The sequence below is a fragment of the Nocardia sp. NPDC058666 genome (assembly GCF_042714895.1).
Lineage (GTDB): Bacteria > Actinomycetota > Actinomycetes > Mycobacteriales > Mycobacteriaceae > Nocardia.
In genome coordinates this window covers 362,980-385,894 of record NZ_JBHXRY010000003.1, presented here as the reverse complement: position 1 = coordinate 385,894, position 22,915 = coordinate 362,980, and the positions used below count along the sequence as shown (strand labels likewise).

Annotated in this window: 23 protein-coding genes; 6 read left to right on the top strand and 17 right to left on the bottom strand. The window is 64.8% G+C overall.

Annotated features, from left to right (window positions below):
• Nucleotides 1–3: 3 nt before the first annotated feature.
• Nucleotides 4–1,137 carry a sulfotransferase family protein gene (locus ACFWVD_RS11220; RefSeq protein WP_379241897.1) on the top strand — a complete coding sequence of 378 codons (1,134 nt, stop codon included), beginning with the start codon at nucleotides 4–6 and terminating at the stop codon, nucleotides 1,135–1,137.
• A gap of 167 nt (nucleotides 1,138–1,304) precedes the next feature.
• On the opposite strand, the gene ACFWVD_RS11215 is transcribed toward ACFWVD_RS11220, so the two are convergent.
• Nucleotides 1,305–2,525 (bottom strand): serine hydrolase domain-containing protein, encoded by a 1,221-nt coding sequence (locus tag ACFWVD_RS11215; RefSeq protein ID WP_379241896.1) that lies wholly within the window; start codon nucleotides 2,523–2,525, stop codon nucleotides 1,305–1,307.
• A gap of 63 nt (nucleotides 2,526–2,588) precedes the next feature.
• On the opposite strand from ACFWVD_RS11215, the gene ACFWVD_RS11210 reads away from it, so the two are divergent.
• Nucleotides 2,589–3,353 (top strand): helix-turn-helix domain-containing protein, encoded by a 765-nt coding sequence (locus tag ACFWVD_RS11210; RefSeq protein WP_379241895.1) that lies wholly within the window; start codon nucleotides 2,589–2,591, stop codon nucleotides 3,351–3,353.
• Nucleotides 3,354–3,362: 9 nt separating this feature from the next.
• Here the strand turns inward: ACFWVD_RS11210 and ACFWVD_RS11205 are convergent, their stop codons facing one another.
• Genes ACFWVD_RS11205 through ACFWVD_RS11195 form a run of 3 tightly spaced genes read right to left on the bottom strand, consistent with a single transcriptional unit; the run spans nucleotide 3,363 to nucleotide 7,428 of the window.
• Nucleotides 3,363–5,315, bottom strand: a complete 1,953-nt coding sequence (locus ACFWVD_RS11205) for an acetoacetate--CoA ligase (RefSeq protein WP_379241894.1) — start codon at nucleotides 5,313–5,315, stop codon at nucleotides 3,363–3,365.
• Nucleotides 5,312–6,058, bottom strand: coding sequence for a 3-hydroxybutyrate dehydrogenase (locus ACFWVD_RS11200; protein ID WP_379241893.1), 747 nt, complete (start codon nucleotides 6,056–6,058; stop codon nucleotides 5,312–5,314). Before ACFWVD_RS11200 ends, ACFWVD_RS11205 begins: the two co-directional genes overlap by 4 nt.
• A complete protein-coding gene (locus ACFWVD_RS11195; RefSeq protein ID WP_379241892.1) occupies nucleotides 6,058–7,428 on the bottom strand; it encodes an MFS transporter in 1,371 nt (456 codons plus the stop codon). Before ACFWVD_RS11195 ends, ACFWVD_RS11200 begins: the two co-directional genes overlap by 1 nt.
• 99 nt (nucleotides 7,429–7,527) lie before the next feature.
• Between ACFWVD_RS11195 and ACFWVD_RS11190 the strand changes: the two genes are divergently transcribed.
• Nucleotides 7,528–8,496: a LysR family transcriptional regulator gene (locus ACFWVD_RS11190; protein ID WP_379241891.1), complete on the top strand. Its 969-nt coding sequence runs from the start codon at nucleotides 7,528–7,530 to the stop codon at nucleotides 8,494–8,496.
• Here the strand turns inward: ACFWVD_RS11190 and ACFWVD_RS11185 are convergent.
• The 3 genes from ACFWVD_RS11185 to ACFWVD_RS11175 all read right to left on the bottom strand — a co-directional run bounded on the left by ACFWVD_RS11185 (nucleotide 8,470) and on the right by ACFWVD_RS11175 (nucleotide 10,906).
• Nucleotides 8,470–9,030, bottom strand: coding sequence for a GNAT family N-acetyltransferase (locus ACFWVD_RS11185; protein ID WP_379241890.1), 561 nt, complete (start codon nucleotides 9,028–9,030; stop codon nucleotides 8,470–8,472). The two genes, ACFWVD_RS11190 and ACFWVD_RS11185, sit on opposite strands and share 27 nt — an antisense overlap.
• A complete protein-coding gene (locus ACFWVD_RS11180; protein ID WP_379241889.1) occupies nucleotides 9,027–9,671 on the bottom strand; it encodes a PhzF family phenazine biosynthesis protein in 645 nt (214 codons plus the stop codon). The genes ACFWVD_RS11185 and ACFWVD_RS11180 overlap by 4 nt, the downstream gene beginning before the upstream one ends.
• A gap of 110 nt (nucleotides 9,672–9,781) precedes the next feature.
• Nucleotides 9,782–10,906, bottom strand: a complete 1,125-nt coding sequence (locus tag ACFWVD_RS11175; RefSeq protein WP_379241888.1) for a helix-turn-helix transcriptional regulator — start codon at nucleotides 10,904–10,906, stop codon at nucleotides 9,782–9,784.
• 294 nt (nucleotides 10,907–11,200) lie between these two features.
• Between ACFWVD_RS11175 and ACFWVD_RS11170 the strand changes: the two genes are divergently transcribed.
• Nucleotides 11,201–11,383 (top strand): hypothetical protein, encoded by a 183-nt coding sequence (locus tag ACFWVD_RS11170; RefSeq protein ID WP_379241887.1) that lies wholly within the window; start codon nucleotides 11,201–11,203, stop codon nucleotides 11,381–11,383.
• Nucleotides 11,384–11,534: 151 nt separating this feature from the next.
• Nucleotides 11,535–12,218 carry a hypothetical protein gene (locus ACFWVD_RS11165; protein WP_379241886.1) on the top strand — a complete coding sequence of 228 codons (684 nt, stop codon included), beginning with the start codon at nucleotides 11,535–11,537 and terminating at the stop codon, nucleotides 12,216–12,218.
• A gap of 49 nt (nucleotides 12,219–12,267) precedes the next feature.
• Here ACFWVD_RS11165 and ACFWVD_RS11160 read toward each other — a convergent pair whose 3' ends face one another.
• On the bottom strand, nucleotides 12,268–12,543 hold the full coding sequence (locus ACFWVD_RS11160; RefSeq protein WP_379241885.1) for a DUF6189 family protein: 276 nt from the start codon (nucleotides 12,541–12,543) through the stop codon (nucleotides 12,268–12,270).
• A 286-nt stretch (nucleotides 12,544–12,829) separates the two neighbouring features.
• Nucleotides 12,830–13,312, bottom strand: coding sequence for a nitroreductase family deazaflavin-dependent oxidoreductase (locus ACFWVD_RS11155; RefSeq protein ID WP_379241884.1), 483 nt, complete (start codon nucleotides 13,310–13,312; stop codon nucleotides 12,830–12,832).
• Nucleotides 13,313–13,425: 113 nt separating this feature from the next.
• Between ACFWVD_RS11155 and ACFWVD_RS11150 the strand changes: the two genes are divergently transcribed.
• Entirely contained in the window at nucleotides 13,426–13,983 is a 558-nt protein-coding gene (locus ACFWVD_RS11150; RefSeq protein ID WP_379241883.1) for a nitroreductase family protein, read from the top strand.
• Between the two features lie 86 nt (nucleotides 13,984–14,069).
• On the opposite strand, the gene ACFWVD_RS11145 is transcribed toward ACFWVD_RS11150, so the two are convergent.
• From ACFWVD_RS11145 to ACFWVD_RS11110, 8 genes are all read right to left on the bottom strand, one after another.
• Entirely contained in the window at nucleotides 14,070–14,561 is a 492-nt protein-coding gene (locus tag ACFWVD_RS11145) for an SRPBCC domain-containing protein (protein WP_379241882.1), read from the bottom strand.
• Nucleotides 14,562–14,834: 273 nt separating this feature from the next.
• Nucleotides 14,835–15,587 carry a MerR family transcriptional regulator gene (locus ACFWVD_RS11140; RefSeq protein WP_379241881.1) on the bottom strand — a complete coding sequence of 251 codons (753 nt, stop codon included), beginning with the start codon at nucleotides 15,585–15,587 and terminating at the stop codon, nucleotides 14,835–14,837.
• Between the two features lie 87 nt (nucleotides 15,588–15,674).
• Entirely contained in the window at nucleotides 15,675–16,196 is a 522-nt protein-coding gene (locus ACFWVD_RS11135; RefSeq protein WP_379241880.1) for an MOSC domain-containing protein, read from the bottom strand.
• Nucleotides 16,197–16,267: 71 nt separating this feature from the next.
• Nucleotides 16,268–17,572 carry a TerD family protein gene (locus tag ACFWVD_RS11130; RefSeq protein WP_379241879.1) on the bottom strand — a complete coding sequence of 435 codons (1,305 nt, stop codon included), beginning with the start codon at nucleotides 17,570–17,572 and terminating at the stop codon, nucleotides 16,268–16,270.
• Between the two features lie 96 nt (nucleotides 17,573–17,668).
• The gene (locus ACFWVD_RS11125; RefSeq protein ID WP_379241878.1) at nucleotides 17,669–18,127 is read right to left on the bottom strand and encodes a hypothetical protein; all 459 of its coding nucleotides are present in this window, start codon (nucleotides 18,125–18,127) and stop codon (nucleotides 17,669–17,671) included.
• A 79-nt stretch (nucleotides 18,128–18,206) separates the two neighbouring features.
• Nucleotides 18,207–20,021, bottom strand: coding sequence for an ATP-binding cassette domain-containing protein (locus ACFWVD_RS11120; protein ID WP_379241877.1), 1,815 nt, complete (start codon nucleotides 20,019–20,021; stop codon nucleotides 18,207–18,209).
• A gap of 12 nt (nucleotides 20,022–20,033) precedes the next feature.
• Complete coding sequence (locus tag ACFWVD_RS11115) at nucleotides 20,034–21,203, bottom strand: type III polyketide synthase (protein ID WP_379241876.1); 1,170 nt, start codon at nucleotides 21,201–21,203, stop codon at nucleotides 20,034–20,036.
• Nucleotides 21,204–21,249: 46 nt separating this feature from the next.
• Complete coding sequence (locus ACFWVD_RS11110) at nucleotides 21,250–22,716, bottom strand: fatty acid desaturase (RefSeq protein ID WP_379241875.1); 1,467 nt, start codon at nucleotides 22,714–22,716, stop codon at nucleotides 21,250–21,252.
• Nucleotides 22,717–22,915: the final 199 nt, after the last annotated feature.

The following is a 22,915-nucleotide window of genomic DNA, read 5'->3' as shown; positions in this document are numbered from 1 at the left end:
ATCATGACTGTGCGCACCGACGTCGGCACCGTGGCCGACCTGCACGCGTCCGCCACCAAACTCACCGGCCTCACCGATTTCGGCCCCGACGACTACCTCGAGGCACTGCAGGTCCTGCTGGACTCCTATCGTGACGAAGCCGGGCTCACCGAACTCGGCAGCAAGATGTCGCGATTCTTCCTGCGCGGCACGCTGATTGCCCGCGCGCTGAGCGAGGCCGCATGGGCAGCCAACCCCGAGTACGTCGAAACACCGGTCACCCGACCGATTTTCGTCACCGGACTGCCTCGCACGGGCACCACCGCCCTGCACCGCCTGCTCGTCGCGGACCCGGCCAATCAGGGCCTGGAAATGTGGCTGACCGACTTCCCCCAACCGCGCCCGCCCCGCGACACCTGGCCGACCAACCCCGCCTACCAGCAAATCGACGCGGGCCTGCGCCAACACCAGGTCCAGAACCCCGAATTCATGGGTCTGCACTACATGAGCGCCGCCGACGTCGAGGAATGCTGGCAGCTTCTGCGCCAATCCGGCATGTCGCACTCCTACGAATGCCTGGCCTACGTCCCCGGCTATTCCCGCTGGCTGGCGGCGCAGGACTGGACCCCCGCCTACGCCCGCCACCGCCGCAACCTGCAGCTCATCGGCATGAACGACCCCCGCCGCTGGGTCCTGAAAAACCCCAGCCACCTGTTCTGCCTCGACGCCCTGCTGGCCACCTACCCCGACGCCGTCATCATCCAAACCCACCGCGACCCCGCCACCATCATCGGCTCGGTGTGCAGCCTCAACGACCACGCAACCCGAGGCTGGTCCACCACGTTCACCCCCGAAACCATCGGCCGAACCCAACTCGACCTGTGGTCCCGAGGCCTGTCCGACTTCACCGCCGCCCGCACCCGCCACCCCGAAGCCACCTTCATCGACGTCGACTTCGACGACCTACGCACCGACCCCCTGGCCGTCGTAGACCGCATCTACCGCACCACCGACACCCCCCTCACCTACACGGCCCGCACCGCCATCACCACCCTCGACACCGAAAGCCGCACCGGCACAAGAAAACCCACCCACACCTACTCGCTGTCCGACTACGGCCTGACCGAACAGATGATCACCGACCGTTTCAACGCCTGAAAACACCCCGATCCACAGGACCGCCGCCAACGAATAGTGGACAGGCGGGTCGGCCAGGTGCCAATCACACCCTCTTCACTCCCCATGAAGCCGACCCGCCTGCTTTTCACCGAACCTCGACCGTCCGTCACACCGTAGACGTCGACGAATGGGCCTCGCCCAAGCGACTACTTCCCGCCCATCGCTACCTGGTAAAGGGCGGTGAGGGCGTCGTCGATGGGGTGGGGCTTCGGTTTTCCGTCGGGGCCCAGCTCGTTCCAGCGGACCAGGTTCATCGTGACCGACATCTGGCGGGTGCCGTCGGCGCTGGTCAGCGAGAGGGATTGGGTGCCGAAGACGCTGCCGTCGTGGCCCCAGAATATTTCGCCCGCCGGGGTTCGCACCTTGTGCAGGCCGAAACCGTACTCGAGGTGCGAGCCGTCCAGGGCGATGACGGGGACTGTGCGCTGCATCTGCGTCAAGGAATCCTGACTCACGATCTGGCCGCTGAGCAGCATGCGGTAGAAGCGGTTCAGGTCCGACATGGTCGAGACCAGGCCGGCGCCGGGCAGTGCCCACGACATGTCGTAGACGCTGTAATCGCGTGGTGGGTCGATCATTCCGAACAGCGCCTCGTACATGCGCGGGTGCGCAGCGGTCAGGGTCGGCCCGTCCGGGAACGCGGTGTGTTCGAGTCCGGCGCGTGCGATCACGTTCTCGGCGATGTAGGTCTGGAACGCCGTTCCGGTCACCTTCTCCAGCAGTTGGGCCAGCAGGAAGTAGTTGGTGTTGGAGTAGACGCCGGGAGTCGCTCCGGGCGCGCTGGTGGCGGGCGGGGCGCTGACGCCCATGCCGATCAGCTCGACCGGGTCGAACTGGGTGAACCGATGCTCGTCCAGGCTCTCCGACGACAGCTGCGTCCCGCCGAAAAAGGCTGCCAGAGAAGGGAATGAGTACGGCAGATGTTCGGCCAGCCCACTGGTGTTGTCGAGCAGCATCCGGACGGTGATCTTCGCGCCACGCTCACCGGGGACCAGCTGCGGCAGGTAGTCGCCGATCGAAGTGTCGAGACCGATGCGCCCCTGTTCGACCTGCTGCATGATCGCGGCCGCGACGAACGTCTTGGTGATGCTGCCGACTCGGTGAACCATGTCGGGCCCGATGGGTGCGCCGGTGGCGATGTCGGCGACCCCTGCCGTGCCATTCCACGTCTGGTCGCCGTCGCGTACCTCCATGTACACACCGATCATCCCCGCGTCGCGGACCGCGTTCAGCGCGGATTGCAATGCGGCTGGTCGCAGTCCGGAACCTGTTGGCATGCCATCTGTTTCGCTGGACGCTGACTGCATCGTGCACGCGCTGAGGGTCAGCACGGCCACGCCTACCGATATTGCCAGTGGGAACTTCACGATTTCTGTCCTCTCGTGGTCGGCCGCTGTAATTCGAAGCGGCGCACCATTACCGTGGCAGGTGTGACCGACGAGGCGCTTTCGAAATCGTGTGGTCCGGTGGTCTGGATCAGGCCGGGTCATGCCGGGTATCTCGGGCCCGAGCTCGGCGTGGACATGCACTCCGGTTCGGTCCCGGTGCTCACCGTCGGACTCGACGGGCCCTTCGTCCTGGAGACCGCCACCCACGGTGCGATGACCACCCGCAGCGCGTACGCCCCCGCTCGCGCGGTGCACCGGGTGAACACGCTCGGCAGACCGATCTTGCTGCTGTTCGTGGATCCGGCATGGTCGCCGTCCGCTGCTATCGAAGCGCAGATGGCCGACACGGCGGGCCCGTACCGGCTCGATCACTGTCGCGAACGCGAATTGGTCGAACAATGCAACCAACCGGAGCTGGACCCGAGCCGCATTGTGGCGCTGGCCGCCGCGGGGCCCGTCCCGGTTCCCGATCCCCGTCTCGAACGAGTGGCGGCCGCGATCCGACGACACCCGGATCGCACGTTCCGGGCCGAACCGATCGCCTCGGATCTCGACCTGTCCACGTCACACTTTCTTCGCCTGTTCGTCCAGCAGTACGGGACCACGTTCCGCCGATATCAACAGTGGTGCCGCATCATTCACGCGATGAGCAACGTCGCCGCCGGCCACGATCTGACCCGATCCGCGACCGACGCGGGTTTCGCAACGCCGTCCCACTTCAGCGAAACCTTCCACCGCATGTTCGGCATGTCCGCGAACGCGACGCTGCGCACCGGGATCCGATTCGACCTCGAAACCGTGCCGTAACCGGCGAACCTATTCAGTTCCCGTCCGGGCGAACTGGGCGTACCAGCCCAGCAGGGCGGGGTTGTCGACGGCGCTGGGGTCGACAACGGTGGTGGGGTCGGCGCCCTGGAGGAGTTTCTTGATGGGGACTTCGAGTTTTTTGCCGGTGCGGGTTCGGGGGATCCCGGGGGCGGCGATGATGTCGTCGGGGACGTGGCGGGGGGAGGTTTCGGTGCGGATGATCTGCCGGATTCGATCGACGAGATCTTCGGTGAGCGTGAAACCTGGTGCGGGGACGATGAATAGGGGCATCCAGTAGCCACCGTCGGGTTGTTCGGCGCCGATGACCAGCGCGTCGGCGATTTCGGGGAGTTGTTCGACCGCTTGGTAGATGTCGGCGCTGCCCATGCGGATGCCGTGGCGGTTGAGGGTGGAGTCGGAGCGGCCGTGGACGATGATGCTGCCGTGGTCGGTGCGGGTGATCCAGTCGCCATGTCGCCAGATACCGGGGTAGGTGTCGAAATATGCTGCGCGGTACCGGGATCCGTCGGGGTCGTTCCAGAAGCCGACGGGCATGGAAGGCATGGGTTCGGTGATGACGAGTTCGCCGACCTCGTTGTGAACCGAGTTGCCCTGGTCGTCCCAGGCTTGCAGGGACACGCCAAGGTAGGGCGCGGACAGTTCGCCGGGCCAGACGGGGACGGTGGGTGCGCCGCCGACGAAGGCCGAGACTACGTCGGTGCCGCCGCTGATCGCCGCGACCGGTATGTGCGCACCGACGTTGTCGCGCAACCAGATCGACGACGATGGTGGCAATGCTGAGCCGGTGACGCCGATCAGACGCAGAGCGGTCAGGTCGTGGTCGCGGGAGGGGACGACTCCGGCTTTCGCACAGGACAGCACGTAGCCGGGACTGGTGCCGACAACGGTGGCGCCCACACGGGAGGCGATGTCCCACAGTGCATCCGGCGTCGGATAGCTGGGACTGCCCGCGTAGCAGACGATCGTCGCGCCGACGAGCAGTCCGGCGACCTGGAAGTTCCACATCATCCAGCTGGGGCTGGTGTACCAGAGAAACGTGTCGGCGGGTCCGATATCCGATTGCAGCTCAATGGCTTTCAGGTGTTCCAGCAGCACCCCGCCGTGCCCGTGCACGATGCCCTTCGGCAGGCCCGTGGTGCCCGAGGAGTACAGCACCCACAGCGGGTGATCGAAGCCGACCTGGGCGGTCGAGATCGTGGATCGATCACAGCGCTCACAGGCATCCTCCCAGGCCAGCGTGCCGGAGACGGGCTCGTCGGATACCAGCACGGTCGCCACCAGCGTGGGGAGAGCGGCGCGCAGTTCGGCGACCTCGTCGGTGCGGGAATGCGCCTTTCCGCCGTAGCGGTAACCGGCAGCGGCCACCAGCACCACCGGCTCGAGCTGCCCGAGCCGATCCAGCGCTGCCTTGGCCGAGTAGTCCTGCCCGCACGCACTCCACACGGCCCCGATACTCGCGGTGGCGAGGAAGGCGATCACGGCCTCGGGGATGTTGGGCAGGTAACCGGCCACCCGGTCCCCTGCCCGAACACCGAGCCCGCGCAGGGTCTGCGCGAAACCCGCGACCCTGGCCAGCATGTCGTCCCACGACAACTCGGCGACCGAACCGTCCTCTTCCACCGTCACGATCGCGGGCCGATCGGAACGGGCCTGCCGGATCACCTGGTCGACATAGTTCAGCGACACCGAGGGAAACCATTGCGCCCCCGGCATTTCCGCCGAAGCCAACACCGCACCCGGCCGGTCTCCGAGCTCGAAGTAGTCCCACAGCGAACCCCAGAACCCCTCCAGATCGTCGACCGACCACTGCCACAGCGCGTGGTAGTCGGGCACCGCGATGCCATGCCGCGCAGCCACGAACCGAGCGAAGTCGGTGATCCGAGCCCGATCGATGTCGTCACCGTTGGGCACCCACTGCGGTGCCGCTACCACGTTGTTCATCGGGCGCTCCACCCTCCATCCATCACGTACGACGACCCGGTGACCATTCCGGCCGAATCGGAGGCCAGCCAACCGACCAGTGCCGCAACCTCTTCCGGCTCGATCAGCCGTTTGATAGCACTCTCGGTGAGCAGCACCTTCTCGAGCACTTCCTGCTCATCGATCCCGTGCACAGCTGCCTGATCAGCGATCTGCTTGTCCACCAACGGTGTTCGCACATAGCCGGGGCTGACGCAGTTGCTGGTGACCCCGTGCGCGCCGCCTTCCAGCGCCGTCACCTTCGACAGCCCTTCCAGCCCGTGCTTGGCGGTCACGTAGGCGACCTTGAACTGCGACGCCCGAATCCCGTGCACCGACGAGATATTCACGATCCGCCCGAACCCCTGCGCGTACATGTGCGGAAGGGCCGCGCGAATCAACAGGAACGGCGCTTCGACCATCAGCGTCTGCATGGTGCGGAACTGGTGCGGCGCGAAATCCTCGATGGGGCTGACGCTTTGCACGCCCGCGTTGTTGACCAGGATGTCGGTTTCCAGGCGCAACTCCGCCAGCGCGTCGACCTCGAGCAGGTCGACACTCCATGCGTGCCCGGCGATTTCGTGCGCGATCCTCTTCGCTCCGACTCCGTCGATATCGGCGACGGTCACCTCGGCCCCGCGTGCGGCGAGTTCACGCGCGCACGCGGCGCCGATTCCACTGGCGGCACCGGTGACCAGCGCCTTGCGTCCGGTGAGCTCTGCCATCAGGCAACACCTTTCGATGCAGATGCGTCAGCGAGGTCGAGGGTTTCCAGGTCGATTCCGCGAGTTTCCTTGGCGCACAACACCGCAACGATGGTGACGCTCGCCGCGATTGCTAGGTACCAGGCGATCGGCACCGAGGAGTCGAACTCCGACAGCAGTTTCACCGCGATGATCGGCGCCAGCGAACCCGCCACGATCGAGGTGACCTGGTAGCCCATCGACACACCCGAGTACCGCATCCGGGTCGGGAACATCTCGGCCATGATCGCGGGCTGACCGGCGTACATCAGCCCGTGGAACATCAGTCCGATCACGATGGCGGACAAGATGATCATGTGGTTGCCGCTGTCCATCATCGGAAAGGCGAAGAAGCCCCAGGTCGCCGCGGCGACGGCGCCGATCAGGTAGACCGGACGGCGGCCGATGCGGTCACCGAGCCTGCCGGCCAGCGGGATCACCATGATGTGCACGGCGTGCGCGATGAGCAGCCACCACAGGATGTTCTTGGTGTCGGCGTGCACGTGCACCTTGAGGTAGGTGATGGAGAACGTGACGACCAGGTAGTACATGATGTTCTCGCCGAACCGCAGGCCCATGGCGGTGAACACCCCACGCGGGTACTTGCGCAGCACCTCGAAGGGGCTGAACGACGCGGCCTTGACCTGGTCGATCTCCTGCTGCGCGGCCACGAAGATCGGGGCGTCGGTGACCTTGGTGCGCACGTAGTAGCCCACGAGCACGACCACCGCCGACAGCCAGAACGCCACGCGCCAGCCCCAGCTCAGGAACGCTTCGTCGGACAGGGTCGAGGTCAGCACCAGCAGCACGACCGTGGCGAGCAGGTTGCCCGCGGGCACACCGGCCTGCGGCCAACTCGACCAGAAAGCGCGGCTCTTGCTGGGGCTGTGTTCGGCCACCAGCAGCACCGCACCACCCCATTCGCCGCCGATCGCGAAGCCTTGGATGAAGCGCAAGGTCACCAGCATCGCCGGTGCCCAGTAGCCGATTTGGGCGAAGGTCGGCAGACAGCCCATCAGGAACGTTGCCGCGCCGACCAGCACCAAGCTCACCTGCAACAGCTGCTTGCGGCCGTAGCGGTCGCCGAAGTGGCCGAAGACGATGCCGCCGATCGGGCGGGCCGCGAAACCGACGGCGTAGGTGACGAACGCGGCCAGGATCGCGTCGAGGTCGCTGGTGTCCTTGGAGAAGAACACCTTGCTGAACACCAGCGTCGCGGCGGTGCCGTAGAGGAAGAATTCGTACCATTCGACGACGGTGCCCGCCATCGAGGCGGCCACCACCCGCCGCAGTCCGGTGGGGGCTTCGTCCGGGTCGTCACCGGTGGGCCGGGTCGCGCTACGCACGCTCATCGCAAAACTCCTTCAATGATCCAGATCACGCCACCACAAAAATGTGACGTGACCCACAAGCTGTGAGGAGAGTATTCGTGCAGATGCATCTCGGTGACAATGGCCAGTTTCGCAGCGGCTATCTGCGAAACTGCACACGTGAGCCATTCTCCTTCGACGTCGGGACGCCGGCCCAGTGCTGACGATTTGCTGGTGCTGCTCGCGGTCGGCCGGTCCGGGCGGTACATCACCGCCGCCGAAGAGCTGGGCATCAACCACACGACGATCTCCCGGCGCATCGCGGCACTGGAACACGCCATGGGCGGGCGGGTGCTGACCCGTGTCACCGGCGGCTGGGAACTCACCGACCTGGGGCGCGAGGCACTGACCGCCGCCGAAGCGGTGGAGGCCGCGGTCAAATCGCTGGGCTCGACCGCGGGCGAACGCACCCTCGAAGGCGTGGTGCGCATTTCCGCCACCGACGGTTTCAGCGCCTACCTGGCCGCGCCGTCGGCCGCGCGCGTGCAACGCAGACATCCCGGCGTGGCCGTGGACATCATCGCCGCCACCCGACGAGCATCCACCCAGCGAACCGGCCTCGACATCGAAGTGGTGGTCGGCAAACCCCAAGTCCACCGCGCCGAAGCGATCGAACTGGGCGACTACTGCCTGCGCCTGTACGCCTCCCGCGACTACCTCGCCGACCACGGCACCCCCACCACGGTCGCCGACCTGGCCCACTACCCCCTGGTCTACTTCATCGAATCCATCCTCCAAGTCGACGACCTCGACCTGGCCCTGGCCTTCGCCCCCGCCATGCACCGCTCGGTCTCCTCGACCAACGTCTTCGTCCACGTGGAAGCGACCCGAGCGGCCGCCGGGATCGGCCTACTCCCCTGCTTCATGGCCGACCGGCACGCCGATCTTGTTCGTGTGCTGCCCGACGAAGTGCGCGTTCAACTCACGTACTGGTTGGTCATCCGGCCGGAGACTTTGCGCCGCCCGGAAGTCGCCGCGGTTGTCGAGGCCCTGCGAATGACGGTCCGCGATCTTCGCGAGGACCTACTCGGCGACCGCCCGAACACCTAGAACGGTGTCTGCCCCTTGTCTGCCGGTCAGCTCCTTCTCCATGAGCGTGAACGACTTCGGCACACCACCCGGCTGCGGCTTGCCCGCCTTGTGGCCGACGACTCGGTAGCCGAGGTTCGAGTAGTAGGCGTTCAGAGGCACGTTGCCGGCGAGGCAGTCGAGCCGCACGAAATTGCGGCCCACTGCGGCAACCCGGCGCTCTGCAGCCTCCAGCAGAAGCCGCCCAGTACCCGGCTCGGCGACGCTACGATCCACCATCAGCCGATGCACATAGCCGGCCACCGGCGGCTGCGATCCCCAGGCATCCTCGTCGTCCCACCACAGCTCCCACGCCCCGACCACACGACCACCGACCTCGGCGACCCAGACCTCACCCTGCGCCATGGCCTTCCGGAAATGATCCTCGCTCAATTGGCCGGGCTGCCATTGGCCGGTGATTCCGTGGGCGAGCATCCAGTGCGCCGCGTCGTCGCGCAGGCGCACGAGGGTTGCGAGGTCGGTATCCGCCGCCAGTCGGAAGCTCAGGTCGTTCACTTGGCGATCCGCCTTACGTGTCCACCGATTTCGATCGAGCCATCGGGCTTCGGGAAAGTCAGAATCTGCGAACCTCGACCCTGCGTGATCGTCAGGGCCCGGCCGAGAGTTGCCGTCAACAGCAGTGCCGCGGCACCCGTCGCCTCGTCCTCGTCGATGCCGTCGCCGCGACCGGGGAAAGCCCGCGCCCGAACGTGACCGGCCGACTCGTCCTCCCACGCCCACGCATAAATCCATTCACCGGGTCGAGGGACGTCGAGCTCGTTCACCTGCTCGGCCGAGCTGTACTGCCGAAAAGTCCTGGGCGGCACCCACTCCGGCCGCGCCGTGATCCAACTGACCCCGCCTACGCGGCGCGCGGTGACGACCCCTGCAGCGGTGTCGAGTTGCGGCGCATCCAGCAACCACGCCGCGCCGACGCAGGGATGTCCGGCGAACGGCAGACTCACCGACGGTGTCCAGATATCGATGGCGGCACGAACCGGGTCGTCGATGAACACCGTCTCGCTGAACCCGAGGTCGCGCGCGATGCGCAGTCGTTCAGCGGGAGACGCACCCTCCAGACCCTGCACCACGCCGAGTTCGTTGCCGAATTCTCCTGCTGGCCCGCAAAACACGCTGAGGACATCATGATCGATCACGGACTCATTCAACCGTAAGCACCGGTGCACCCTCTGCTGGCGTGGGTGAATTCGGTGAGCAAATCGGTGAATTCGGCGTCACCGATTGCTGTCGATGGCGGCTTTCCTGCCTACCCTGCTCGGTCACCGGTGATTTCCTCCATCAACATGCGGAGCGTCAGCGAATGCTTCTCCGGTGGCAGCGCGTCCAGCGCGGTCTGCGCGTACGCCACTCCGGCATTGCGATCACCAGCGCGAACAAGCATCAATCCTCGGTGCATCTCGAGGTGCGTCGAGAACCTGGGCAGCGTTGGTGGCAGCAGCCGTCTCGCCTCGTCTTGTGCGTCGACCGCCTCGGCTTCGTCACCGAGCCGGGCTCGGAGCAAGGATCGAAAGACCCCGAGTCGCCAGTACGGAACCGCGTAGTCCGACGCTTCGGCATCCTCCGATCCCGACTGGTCGAACATTCGTCGGCCGTCGGCATCGAGCGCTCGCGCGGTGTCTGCGTCGCCGGTGATGGCGGCGGCGTGGGCTTTGCCATAAATGGCGTTCAGTCGGCCTAGAGATGGCTTGTCCGATATCGCGATTGCCTGGTCGGCGAACATGTTCGCGATCGGCAACGAGGCACCCTCGTATCCGAGTGCGATTGCCGCCCGACCGCGCACCCATACTCGGGTGTTCACATCGCCGGATCGGTCGGCGGACTCTGCGGCCATCCGGTACCACTGCACGGCTTTCGCACCGTCGGAGCCAGGAAATGTCTTGGCGAACAACGTCATCAGCCGTGCAGCGTGCGCCCACATCCGGGGGTAGTCGCACTGCTGCTGGATGATCGCGAGGTCGACGGCCAGCCGCTTCTGGATTTCTGCGGCACCAGAGGTCATGTAGTCGGCTCCGTAGCCGACCAGGGTGTGCTCCCATTGCTCGATCCCCGGCCCCGCACCTTGCAGACGAGCCGTAAACCCTTGCGCCAGTAGGTCTGACGCGATCCCAGGCGCTACCGCAGTGGCCGCGAAACTGGCCAGAAACTTGCGTCTATCCACATCGGACTCCATCACTGCCAACGGAACATCCAGCACCGCGGCCAGGTGCCGCAACCAAAACGGAGAGGGCTGATACTTACATGACTCCCACCGCCGGGAGATGTATTCCCGGCTGATCGGGACGCCGGCGTGTTCGGTGAGTTCGTCGGCGAGCCGGGCCTGCGACCAGCCACGCGCAGTCCGCAGATCGCGAATGAGCTTCCCCGTCGTCATCGACCCATCATGCCCGCGCGACCACGAAACCGGCAGGGTGCCACTAGGAATGCCACTGCGGCTGAACATCACTGAGCGCAACGATTGACACGGAGCGGGGAGAGGTCCCGTTGCCACCGGGCCGCCCAGGTGACTTGACCCAGCTCGGTTGCCTGGGCGGGCTCGCCACCGAAAGGACGGAACCGTGCTCGCACAACATATTTCCGAGACCGAACACCCGGTCGAGATCACCCCGCCGGAGGTGATCCGGCGATTGCTCGCCGCGCTGGACCAGTGGGCGCCGAAGCGGCCCGCATGAACAAGCCTGACCGGTTCCAACTGCTGGCCGCCCGCGCTGCGCAGCGGTCGATGACGGTCCGCAAGGCCGAGGAACGGCACGTGTGGGAGTTGGCGAACCCGTGGCGCGTGGTCTGCACCGGATCTTTCGAGAACATCGACGCTTGGCTGACTGCCGCCGAGTCGACCGATCGGCGATGACGATTATCGGCGGTCGTGCCAACTGCCATCGATCAACCGCTACAGCTGAGGCACGCGGCGCCACGTGGACTGAATCCCCGTACAGCCGTGACTAATCTTCTTGTACCGTAAGGTCGTTGGGTATGGGCACCCTCGGAGCGAGCGGATTGAGTTGGCCAAGCAGGTGAATGGCGACACGAAAATCGGCGATGAGCTCGTCACTCGAATCCGGGACGCGGGCATCTCTGATCGCGAGCGCACCACTGCTACGATGGAATTGCTGTCCAGATTGTTCGCTGGTTACGACATTCGGCGGATTGCACCCCTACTTCGCAGCGAAAATACCAACGTTGTACGGGCCGGAACATTTCTAGCTGCGGAACTGTCTGATCGCGCCGGTCCTCTTCTCAACGATATCGGCAGACTTCTGGCCAATTCCGATCCGTGGGTGCGTCATGACGCGATCCAAGTGATACTTGCGGCCGGAACCGCAAGGGACGCACGATTGGTTGCGAAGGCCATCGGCCTCATTGACGACACGAACCCGGCTATCCGCCGGGATGTGATGCAGCTCCTTGCATCGGCGGATTCAGATGTCTTGCGCGGCAGCATAGACCACCTCGATTCTCGTCTAGCGAGTTTTACCCGGTTGTTGATCGACGATGCATCAAACGAGGTGGGTGACCCGGCTCGCGACCTTGCCGACCCCGACGCGATGAAAAGAAGATTCGCTGCTATCGCCATTGTTCGGCTGACCCCCGCAAACACGATACTGCTCGCCGAGGCCGCACGTTCGAACGACCCCGATGTGTCGGCATTTGCCCGCACTCAGCAACGTTCAAAGGGTTGCAGATAGGTTCAGCTACGATCCGGGGCCGTCACAATCCAACTAGCCTATTCGATACCTATGTCGACACAATCTTCAACTGCGACAGCACGGATTCCGGGTTGTTGATGTAGTTCCAGCCATCTATCGGCAGGGTGAACTGACCGAGCACGTTGGCCAATTCACCCCGTTCAGCCTCGGTGACGGGGATCTGACGTTTGACGAGAGTTGCGCACAAGACGTCGACGAGCATGGCCCACTCCCCTGCATCGCTGTACCCCCGATACGTCTGGAGAACATCGGGCGGCAACCGATCGGCGAGATGCTCCAGCAGATCACGTGATTCGGTATGCATCCGATTGATCCGCTGATTTCGCACCGCTACAGCCACAGGGTCTTGCAATCGCTTTCTGGCCTCGCGCGCAGCCCTTCCCTGATTCATCGCCCAGCCTTCTCATCTGATCGGTTGCCTTCGGCGTCGTTCACCCCAACCCTCGAACTGCAACCCGAAGCATAACCATCAGGGCGAAATCATGCGGCGCAGAAGAACTCTCAGATAGCCGATGCAAATCGCTGTTTCATCTAACGGGACGCTGGCTGATCCCACGCGAGGGGGTGGCTTGGATCCGCCGGGCCGAGCACTACACGCGATCGCCGAGCGTGGCGACAAGCGTCGATCTACCGGCCCGGGTGTAGAGACCAGCGATGCCCTTAGCGGTGATCTCCGCCGCCGGGACGACCCGTGGGTCGATGAGCTTGTAACGCTTACCCGCCCGCTGGAGTTCGCCCCCACCGGCGGCGAGCAGGTTTTTGACCCAGTGGCTCTGCGGCCCGTAGAGGATCGGGATCGCAAAGCCTTCCGGGGTCTTGAAGCCCATAATCGGCGTCTTGAACGCGCGGCCCGAGGACCGGCCCGTGTGATGCACGACCGCCCACGGCGGGAGCAGCCACGCCCAGAGCCCCTGGATGTGGTTGGTGACGTACTTGTTGAATGTCGCGACCGCACGGAACTGCACGACGCCGACACTACCCCGAACAGGGATGACCACCGCCTGGATCACGCCACGACCCGCATTCTCAATCACCCAGTGGGCCATGGGAATTCCGCCGATGCGCGGTGTCACCCCCGATGGCCACTTCGCAGCTCGAGACCACGTCGCGCGGTTCGGGCGAAGCAGTTTGTGGCGCAACCATGTCGAGCGGGCATAGGACGTAAGCGATCTTGGTTGAGACAACAGTGTTCACCTCTGCGGGTCGGCCCCGTCTTCACCCGCTTCTGGCTGGGCGATTCAGTCCCTACGCGTTCGATTCCGGGGCGGCGGTGGATGACGCGACGGTCGAACTGCTGCTCGAGGCTGCGCGGTGGGCGCCGTCGGCGGGGAATTCACAGCCGTGGAGTTTCTATCCCGTCCGGCCCGGCGAGGTGGAACACAAGCGGATCGCGATGCATCTGGCACCCAGTTCAGCTCGGTGGGCGTTGGACGCCGGTCTGTTGATCGTCACGTTGACGCACAGATTCGTCGACGATTCCCGCATCCCGTACTCGGAATTCGCCGACTACGATCTCGGCCAAGCCGTCGCCCATCTGACCATCCAAGCCCAGGCCATCGGCCTCGCCTGCCACCAATTCCGCGCCTTCGACCTCGACGCCCTCACCACCGACCTCGCACCGACCGCCGGTTGGGTGGTGATGTCGATGATCGCCGTCGGAGTTCCGCTCGGTGAACCGCGCCGCGGACAGCGGCTCTCGATCGAGGACATGCGGGCGGCACCCTGGAATACCGACAGCCAGTGACGCAATCCGCGAATCCCTCTGGCCGCAGGTCTCAGCGGAACAGTCGTCACCAGCGCGGTTCCCACTCCAGAGCCGTGGCGATCCAACTAGAAGAGGTTCTGGTGGCCGATGTCGAGCACGTCGCGCAGCCGCGACAACCTGCCGTGCCACATCCGTTCCATTCCGTTGCGCGCCATCTTCTGTCGGCGGTCTTCGATATCGAATCCGCTGTGCGTCAACAACAATCGAGTGCCACGCCCCTGCGACAACAATGTCCAGTCGATAACCCAGCGGGTCGGCCGTTCTGCTCGCAAGTCGACCCAGCTCAGGGTCAGCTGCTCACTCGGACGGGCCGTTAGAACTTCGCAGGCGATCTCACCGACAGAGGTCGCTTGCCGCCTGGCCGCCGACGATGGCTGTGGCGGGACGGTGAAGACGAAGTGGGTTCCCACTGATGCGACGAATCCGGTAGACGGCATCAACCACCGTTGCACCACACTCGGATCGGTGAGCGCGTGCCACACGTCGGACGGCGCATGGGGAAGGAAGTTGCCGATCTCGACCGACGCAGGGTCGCGTGTCGGGTCGGATATCACCACGCCACCGCTGCCCAAGTCGTCAACCGATCACAGCGCCAGACCACCGCGCTGCAGATGTATCCCGTCCGCTGCGACACCGTCAAGGGTGGGGTTGCATTCATCGGTCAAGCCTATGCCGCAGACTCCTGTGCCCGTCGATGTTCGGGTCCTTCCCGAGAAGACCGCACCCTGCCCGGGTTTCAGGCGGCGGCCGTGGCGCGCAGGAATCATCCCCCGCACCACGCGCACGCACTACCTCAGTCGTTACTGCGCGATGTTCGGACTCCGATCCCGTTACTCCCGTGCAGTATTCGCGGCCGTGATGAACGCGATCTGCGCGGGCGACGGTCCGCAGTACTCACTTTCGATTCGGGCGGACTCCTCGGCCTGCATCCGATACATGCTGTCGCGCAAGCCCTCATCACCCCCATGGAACCCTTCCAGAAGCTCCATCCACTGGGCAGCCATGCGCCCCGCCTCGGGCGAGGTGGGGTCCATTCCCGCCGCGATCGCTGCGTCGACCTGGGGGATCAGCACAGCCCAGTCGGCTTCGACTTGCTGAATGTGCTGTTCGCCCAACTCTTCTCGGCGCACGGCCAGCTGTGTCAGCTGCTCCTCGGTGAAGTAGTTCTTGATGGTGTCGTCGACCATGACGGTCCTCCTGATCAGTTCCAGGAAGTGGTCGGTGGATGTTTCCGGCTTGCTCTGCGCGGTGGTTGCCAGTGCGTCGACCAGGGCGTGCAGGTCCCTGGTCGCCGCCAGTTGCGCCGCCAGGTAGTCGCGATGGGCCGTCAGAACCTGTGCCATCGGCACGGCACCCTCGAGCAAGTCCGCGATCTGGTCCAGGCCGAGGCCCAGCTGGCGCAGGGCCAGGACCTGGTAGAGGCGCTCGACGTCGCTTTCGGTGTAGAGCCGGTGGCCGGTATTGGTCCGCTGCGCGGGGTGCACCAGTCCGATGCGGTCGTAGTGGTGCAGTGTTCGCACCGTCAGTCCGGCCTCGGCCGCGAGCTCGCCGACCTTCCACACGCGCTGGTCCATCCGTGTCATCCCACTTCCACCAGCGCACTGTGCGCCGGTGTTGTCGACGGTAGGACCTGACCTTACGTCAGGCGCAAGCCCGGATTCGACGCTGTTCTAGACCCGGTCCAGCGCGGTCCACGGTTCGGGCGGCAGTTCGACGAGGATGCTGTCGCCGGGCTGGATCTCGCCGCCGGCGGTGACCACGCCCATGATTCCGGCCTTGCGTACGACAGCGCCTGTCGCGTCCTGGTGGACGAGTTGCTTCAACAGGCCGTCTTGGAATCTGTCGATCTGGGCGCAGGGGTTGCGCAGGCCCGTCACCTCGACGACGGCGTCAGGGCCGATTCGCAGAACTGTGCCCACGGGCAGGGCGAGAAGGTCGAGTCCGGTCGTGGTGATGTTCTCGCCGAGATCGCCGGGCAGTACCTCGAATCCGTGCTCGGCGACCTCGGTGAACAGCTCTTGGTGCATGAGGTGAACTTGGCGCAAGTTCGGTTGGGTCGGGTCCTGCGCGACGCGAGAGCGGTGTTTGACCGTGGTTCCGGCGTGGACGTCACCTTCGACGCCGAGGCCGGCCAGCAGACGGATGCTGGGGCGGGTCGGCTTGGTGAACGAGTACTCACGGTTGCTGTTCACTGCTATCACTGTGCCGCTCATAGTGTTCGAGGCTAGCCGCGCAATATGCTGCGCAACAAGTGAATTCGAGCTCAGCGAGGGGTCGGGCACTCGCCCTCGTAGCGGCTCAAACCGAGGCCGCTGGCCTTCTTGCTGCGGCCGACCGGGCCGTTCTTGGCGGAGCGGACCCAGTTCCCTTCGGTGTCGAGGACGGGCATCCGCTCGCTGAAAGCGCGGCTGTAGCGGATGGTGCCGTCGACGGTGAGGATTCCGTCTTGGACGTCGATGTGGGCGACGGTGGCCCAGAAGGCGTTCTTTCCGTTGCCGACGATGACGGTGATCTGGTCGGCGTCCTCGCCCGGGAGGCCGTCGGGGCCGGGGCGGCCGTAGCGGACTCGAACTCGGGGGTTACCGAACTTGTCGATCGCGCCTGCGCCGTTGTCGACGGATTGGTACACATTCAGGAGCAGGTCGCCGTTTTCGGTGGGGCGGACAATGACTTGTTCACGGGCGGGTTGGTTGTTGGCGCCGGGGCCGCGGGAGTCGCCCTGGTGATGGATGAACGGCCACTTGGTGATGTCGCCCTGGTGGCCCTTTTCGCCGCTCAGGACCACATAGTCGCCGGTGATCTCGTTGCGGCAGAAGAAGTAGACGTCGAGGTCGCCTTCTCCGCGCTTGGTGCAACGGCCGTAGTCGTCGTACACCGCGCCGCGGCCGTCCCATTCGAGGCCGACGGTCAGGACATAGCCGGGGTCGCCCTTGCGCAAGTCGATGGTGGCGCGGCGGTCGGGGGAATCTTTGGTCAGGACGACGTCGACCTTGCGGAGATCGACCGAAGGCGACGGGGCAGCAGCTTGCGGCGTTGGCGTAACAGCTTGCGGTGCAACCACTTCGGTCGGCTCTTCGTCCGCGTCGACAACGATGCCGTGATCGGTCGCGAACGCAGCCAGCCCGGCGCTGTACCCCTGACCGATCGCGTCGAGCCGCCACCCACTCCCCCGTCGATACAGTGCGACAGCTTGCAGCACCGTCTCGGAGTCCAGACCGGGCGGCACGAACGTCACCGACTGGCTCGCCCCGACAACGGACACCCGCAGCCCGACAACCGCCCCGAACCGCATCCCCTGCGCCTCGGTGCTACCGGTGATCACCACCCGGTGAATCTCAGCAGGCAGCGCCGAAAGATCCACCGCGACAACAGCATCGGATTCCAGGCTCACACCGGGCGCGGTCGGATTGTTGAAGAACACGAAATCAGCGTCGGAGCGAACCTTGCCATCGGCGGTCAGCAGCACCGCGGCAACGTCCACCGCACCGGCCGGGCTGTCGAGGTCGAGGCGCACCGTGTACCGCCCGTCGACAAGATCAGTCTTGGACCCTTTGCCCACCTCAACCATCGTTGCCGCGCTCCCACTCATAGCCCTCGCCCCTCATCAGTCGACTGGGTGCCAGGCTACTCGCCTCACTTCGACTCCCTCACCGCCGAGATCGGGTCACTGCGGGTACTTCTCGTTCTTACGTCGCATCTCCGACTGGCCGGCTTCGCTGAAGGCGGCGAGCTTCTTGGCAGGGAAGGCTTTGATCGCCGCGTTGTTGTCGCGGTACTCCGCACGCAGCGTGTCCTTCTCGCGAGTGGTGATCGCGTCGACGGCATCGAGGAACTCGGTCCGCTTCTCGCCGCACTGACCCGCGCGGGTGGTGTCGTTGAGCTCGCCGGTGCCGAAGACCTTCTTCCTGGCCTCCACCTCGGGAACGATGTCGCCGTTGAACTTCCACAGGTGCATCTTCTCGGCTTCGGTGTAGTCGTGGTAGAAGGCAGCGTCGTGAGCCTCGGTGCAGAGGTAGGCCACTACTTGGTCGGTTGTCCATGGTGCGGCGGTCGCGGGTCCGGCGAGCACTGCGGGCAAGACCACGGTGGCGCCGAGAACACACATCACTGTCCTGAGTTTCATGTCGTTCAGCCTCGCGCGGGCGCGCCATTTACGGGTTGATCCGCCCGTCCCAACGGCGAGTCGCGCAGCCCGTTCGCGTCTACACGGCAACCAGACCGAAGTCGAGTTTCACCAACTGATCCGCGCAGTCGAAGTAGCGGTCGTCGTGGGTGATCACGATGACCGTCTTTCCTCGGCGCTTCAGGTCGGTGAGGATCTCGCGGTAGAACACCTCGCGGAAGCGGGGTTCCTGGTCGGCGGCCCATTCGTCGAAGACGTAGATCTGGCGGTCTTCGAGCAGGGCGGTGAGCAGGGCCAGGCGTTTGCGTTGGCCTTGGGATAGGTCGACGGTGGACAGGCTGCCGTTTTCGACGGTGACCTTGTGGGCGATCTGCAGTTCGTGGAGGTAGCGCTGGACTTCGGCGTCGATGCCGGGGCGGTCGAAGCCCAGGTAGTCCTCGAACAGGTGGAAATCGGTGAACACCGCGGAGGAGTTCTGGCGGTACCACTCGATGTTGTCGTGGTCGATCCGCTCGCCGTTGAGCGACAGCGAGCCGGTGCGTGGGACGTACAGGCCGGTGATGAGCTTGGCGAGGGTGGACTTTCCGCTGCCGTTGCCGCCGACGATGAAGGTGATCTGGCCGGGTTCGAAGACCAGGTTGATCGGGCCTAGGCGAAAGCCGGCGTCCTGAGCGTCGTCGAGGGCGGGCGGGGGTGCCAGGGGGCGAATGTCGTTGCCGCCGTGGTCGATCCACTTCTTGCCGTTGACGTCGACCGCGCCGCCGCCGGGATGGGCGGGGTGGGGGTGGCCGTTTCGTGGCGGCATCCCCGGACGTGGCGGTGGTCCACCGTGCCCGCCCGGGTGCGCTCCAGGTGGCGGTGGCACCAAAGATGGTGCGTCGCTGCGGTATACGTAGCTGACGTCGGTGAGTTCCAGCTTGGCCTCCCCCACCGCCGGACGCTCGACATACGGCAGCGCCTGCTCGTCGTGCAGCGTGGTCATCGACAGGTTCATCGCGCGAATCTTGTCCAGGGCGACATCGCCGCGCAGCAGATCGGGAATGCGGTGCATGAAGTTCTGCATCGGCATCGCCAGGAACGTCGTGACCAGCACGTACCCGACCATCGTCTCGCGCGGCAGCTCCAGCGCGGCCGCGATGCCGAACAGGATCAGCGCCATCGTGCCCAACTGCAGCGCCTGGCCGAACCCTTGGGCGTAGGAGAATTTCGAGCCGGCGTCGGTGTTCTGATCGCGCAGGGTGCCCGCCGAACCGAGCAGGTGCCGGTCCATGAAGTCGCGGCGGCGGCCACGGTGCAACTTGAGTTCCTTGATGCCGAGAGTGACAGCCTGGAACGACCGCAGCAGCGCGTCCTCGTTCTCACGAGCTTCCCGGTAGATGCCGCGCACGCGCTTGAGAACCATTTCGACACAGGCGATTCCGACCAGCGTGCCACCCACGGTGATCGCGAAGATCGGCCCCGACACCACCGCGAGGAACACGAAGCAGCCGACGATGGTCGCCACGTCCACGCAGATCGACGGGATCGCGGTGACCGCCTGCGACAGCGAACGCACGTCCTCGGTGAGCGTGGCCATCAGACGGTGCATACCGAGACGTTCGAGGTGTTCCAGTGGGGCAGAGACGATTCCGGAGCTCAGGTCACTGCGCAGCCGGTAGATCGCCTCTTGGGACAGGCGGATCAACAGAACTTGCGACAGCACACCGCTGACAAGAATCACCGAACCCGTTGTGCCGAAACGAAGCAGCAGGTTGTCCGGTTGCGGACGTGGTGAGACCACCGCGTTGATCAACGTCACCAGGTAGGTGTTGGCGGCGCCGCAGATCAGGCCGGCGGCCACGACCGCGGCGATCCTGGCCGGTGACAGCGCGGCGAGAAAACGGAGCAAATGCATGATGGACGGCTCTCAGCTGCGGATGACATCGAACACGATGCCCTCGAGGGTGACACCGGGTGCGAACGAGAACGCCACACCCGTCGAGATCGGTGCGGTGGTCTGCGCGTCGCGAATCATCCGCTCCAACACGAAGATCAGCGAAACACTGAGCATGTTGCCGTGCTCGGCGAGCACCTCCCAGCTCGGCGCGGCCAGCTCGGCCGGGAGACCGAGCGAGCGCGCGGACTCCTCGATGATGCGAGGACCACCGGGGTGGATCGCCCACAGTTCGATGTCGGATTTGCCGAGTCCGTTGCGCGCCAACACTTCCGAGACCACCGGGTCCACGCCGCGGTAGATGTAGTCGGGCAGACTGGTGGCCAGTTCGCAGGTGATGCCCGCGTCTTTCACGCCGAGCACGATGCCGTCTTCGGCGTCGTCGAACAGATGGGTGAAGCTGTCGCGGATCACGACACTGCCCGGGGCGAGCGGCTTGTGCACCTGACCGGCGCCGATCACCACCGCACCGCAACCGTCACCGAACAGGCTGTGAGTGATCACGTCATTGACGTCGTCGTCGAAAACGGCGTTGACCGAAGACAATTCGATGCACAGCACCATCGCCTTCTTATCCGGATGCGCCCGAACGTAGTCCACGGCGGCTCGGATGCCATTCATGGCCGCCGCACAACCCATGAAATTGATGACCATCCGGCCGACCTTGGGCGACAGGCCGAGCTGCTTGACCACCGCGACATCGACGCCGGGGGCGATGAACCCGGTGCTGGTCACGAAGATCAGCTGCCCGATGTCTTCAGCCGGGTTCTCCAAACCCTCGACCGCACGCCGGGCCACGTCGACCGCCAACGGCACCGCGTGTTCGAAGAACAGGTTCATGCGTTCCCGGATGGTGCCCGGCCTGCGGCTGAATTCGAGGAACTCGGGGTCCAGCGGGTCGATCGCCAGGTGGCGGGTGTCGATCCGGGTCTTGGCGTAGATGCGCGGAATGCGCTGTCGCTGAGCAGGCTCGGAGAACAGTTGCGCGACCCGGTCCGCGTTGACCGCCTGATCCACGACCAGCGACGGGGAGCCGGTGGCGACCGCCTCGATCACGCCGACCGTGGTGGGCGGCGTGGGCGGTAGCAGGTCGTGCCCGCGCTCGACATCGGGCTCGCGGAGCAGGTCAAAGGAGAGAGACACGGGCACAATTCCTTTCGAAACAGAACAGAGGTGGCAGCGGGCCGGGTCAGACGGTGCCGATGCCGGAGAAGCCCTGCGCGGTATAGGTCACGCAGGTCTTCAACGCTGAGGGTGCGCAGTGTTCGCGCACGAAACCCCACCGGTTCTCCTGTGCTTCGCGAGACGGCGCGAGCAAGTAGATCCGGACCAGCTTGGGGAAACGATCTCCGAAGAAGCTCTTGGCGGGCAGCCATTCCACGCCGAACTTCGCGGCTTCCTCGCGCACCACGTTCTCGGACGCGATATTGGCAAACCCGCTGCGCTGGAACGGAAGTACGTGATGCGCGCGATGCGAGCTCAGACCCGCGGACAGGAAGCAGTCGACGTACTTGTTGCCGACCACCGTCAGGTCATAGGCCTGCTCGAGCTGGTTGACCGCCCAGTCTTCGGTCTCGGTGTGCAGTTCCTCGGTGGGTACCTCGAAGTCGTGACTGGCCACCACCATGAAAGTGCTGATCCACAGCGTGATCACGAACTGCAGACCCCACGCCAGCAGGTCGCCCGCGAACGCGAAGGCCACGAATTCGGCCACCAGCAGGAACCGCATCCCGAACGAGCCGATGAAGTGCGGCAGCGCGCCACGCCAGGTGCCGTACATGTCCTTGATGCCGACCTTGCGGGTCAGGCGACACACGTCCAGCAGTCGAATGATCATGCCCGTCAACAGATGTCCGAACTTGTGCACGGTGTGCACCGGCACCCGATACAGGCGCGGGATCTGCATCATCATCGTGAAGACGTTCTTCTTGATGTCGACTTCACTTTGGGTATGCGGGTGGTGCAGCAGGGCGTGACCGTCGGCGGTGACGAAAGACAGTGCGACATAGTTCATGTCGAACGCGTTGACCGCGTACTTGTTCCAGCCTTTCTGCGCGCGGTGAATCGCGTAGTGGCCGAAGCCTGCCAGCGAACTACGCAACAGCACCATCGCGATCACGAAGGCGGGCAACGGCATCCAGCTCGTGTCATACAGGCGCAGGGCCTGCACCGCGATGTAGGCGAAGATCAGTACGCCGACCACGATGTCGAATGCGCGGTCCATCCGCTTCAGGCGGGCCGCCAGCTCGGGTTCCTTGAGCCTGGCCTTCACCTTGTGCAGCAGGTCATTCTTGTTGTCGAACTTATACTTCGGCGTGTCATCCCAGCTGTTGAAGCCGTCCTTGAACAGGAAGTCCGGGGCGTTGTTCTTCGGATGAATGTCCTCGGGGATGGCATCGCGACCGAGGCTGTAACGCTCGATCATCCGCGCGATTTTTTCCGGATCACGGTGGTACGAACCGATAATCGAGGTGATGTCGCGGTTCTTGGTGCGGCCGATGAAGAATTCACCGCCTGGATGCTTGGAAATCCAGTCACTGAGGTCGTAGGCTTTCCCGTTATAGACCCAGACATTGTTCACGGGAGGCCGACCCCCGGGCGGGGGCGGTGCGGGGAGCTCGCGCTCGTCTTCATCGGGTCGATCATCGATCGTCATTAGTTCTTCCTCCGTGTCCGATCGGCGTCGAAGCGTGTTGCCTGCCGACCAGCGTCCCGACACGTATAGTCCTTGCGGCGCCTTGCATCTGGCTGAACATTCTCTTATCGGATGCGCTTGCGGGCGAACATGATTCGCGTTTCGCTGGGCACACCCAGACGACACACCGGTCCGGGGCCGCGGAGCGCACTCCACTGAC

Coding starts and splice junctions, on each gene's coding strand:
- ACFWVD_RS11220 (WP_379241897.1), top strand. CDS start 4: ATGACTGTGCGCACCGACGTCGGCACCGTGGCCGACCTGCACGCGTCC.
- ACFWVD_RS11205 (WP_379241894.1), bottom strand. CDS start 5,315: ATGAACAACGTGGTAGCGGCACCGCAGTGGGTGCCCAACGGTGACGAC.
- ACFWVD_RS11200 (WP_379241893.1), bottom strand. CDS start 6,058: ATGGCAGAGCTCACCGGACGCAAGGCGCTGGTCACCGGTGCCGCCAGT.
- ACFWVD_RS11195 (WP_379241892.1), bottom strand. CDS start 7,428: ATGAGCGTGCGTAGCGCGACCCGGCCCACCGGTGACGACCCGGACGAA.
- ACFWVD_RS11190 (WP_379241891.1), top strand. CDS start 7,528: ATGGCCAGTTTCGCAGCGGCTATCTGCGAAACTGCACACGTGAGCCAT.
- ACFWVD_RS11175 (WP_379241888.1), bottom strand. CDS start 10,906: ATGACGACGGGGAAGCTCATTCGCGATCTGCGGACTGCGCGTGGCTGG.
- ACFWVD_RS11170 (WP_379241887.1), top strand. CDS start 11,201: ATGAACAAGCCTGACCGGTTCCAACTGCTGGCCGCCCGCGCTGCGCAG.
- ACFWVD_RS11160 (WP_379241885.1), bottom strand. CDS start 12,543: ATGCATACCGAATCACGTGATCTGCTGGAGCATCTCGCCGATCGGTTG.
- ACFWVD_RS11140 (WP_379241881.1), bottom strand. CDS start 15,587: ATGACACGGATGGACCAGCGCGTGTGGAAGGTCGGCGAGCTCGCGGCC.
- ACFWVD_RS11130 (WP_379241879.1), bottom strand. CDS start 17,572: ATGGTTGAGGTGGGCAAAGGGTCCAAGACTGATCTTGTCGACGGGCGG.
- ACFWVD_RS11125 (WP_379241878.1), bottom strand. CDS start 18,127: ATGAAACTCAGGACAGTGATGTGTGTTCTCGGCGCCACCGTGGTCTTG.
- ACFWVD_RS11120 (WP_379241877.1), bottom strand. CDS start 20,021: ATGCATTTGCTCCGTTTTCTCGCCGCGCTGTCACCGGCCAGGATCGCC.
- ACFWVD_RS11110 (WP_379241875.1), bottom strand. CDS start 22,716: ATGACGATCGATGATCGACCCGATGAAGACGAGCGCGAGCTCCCCGCA.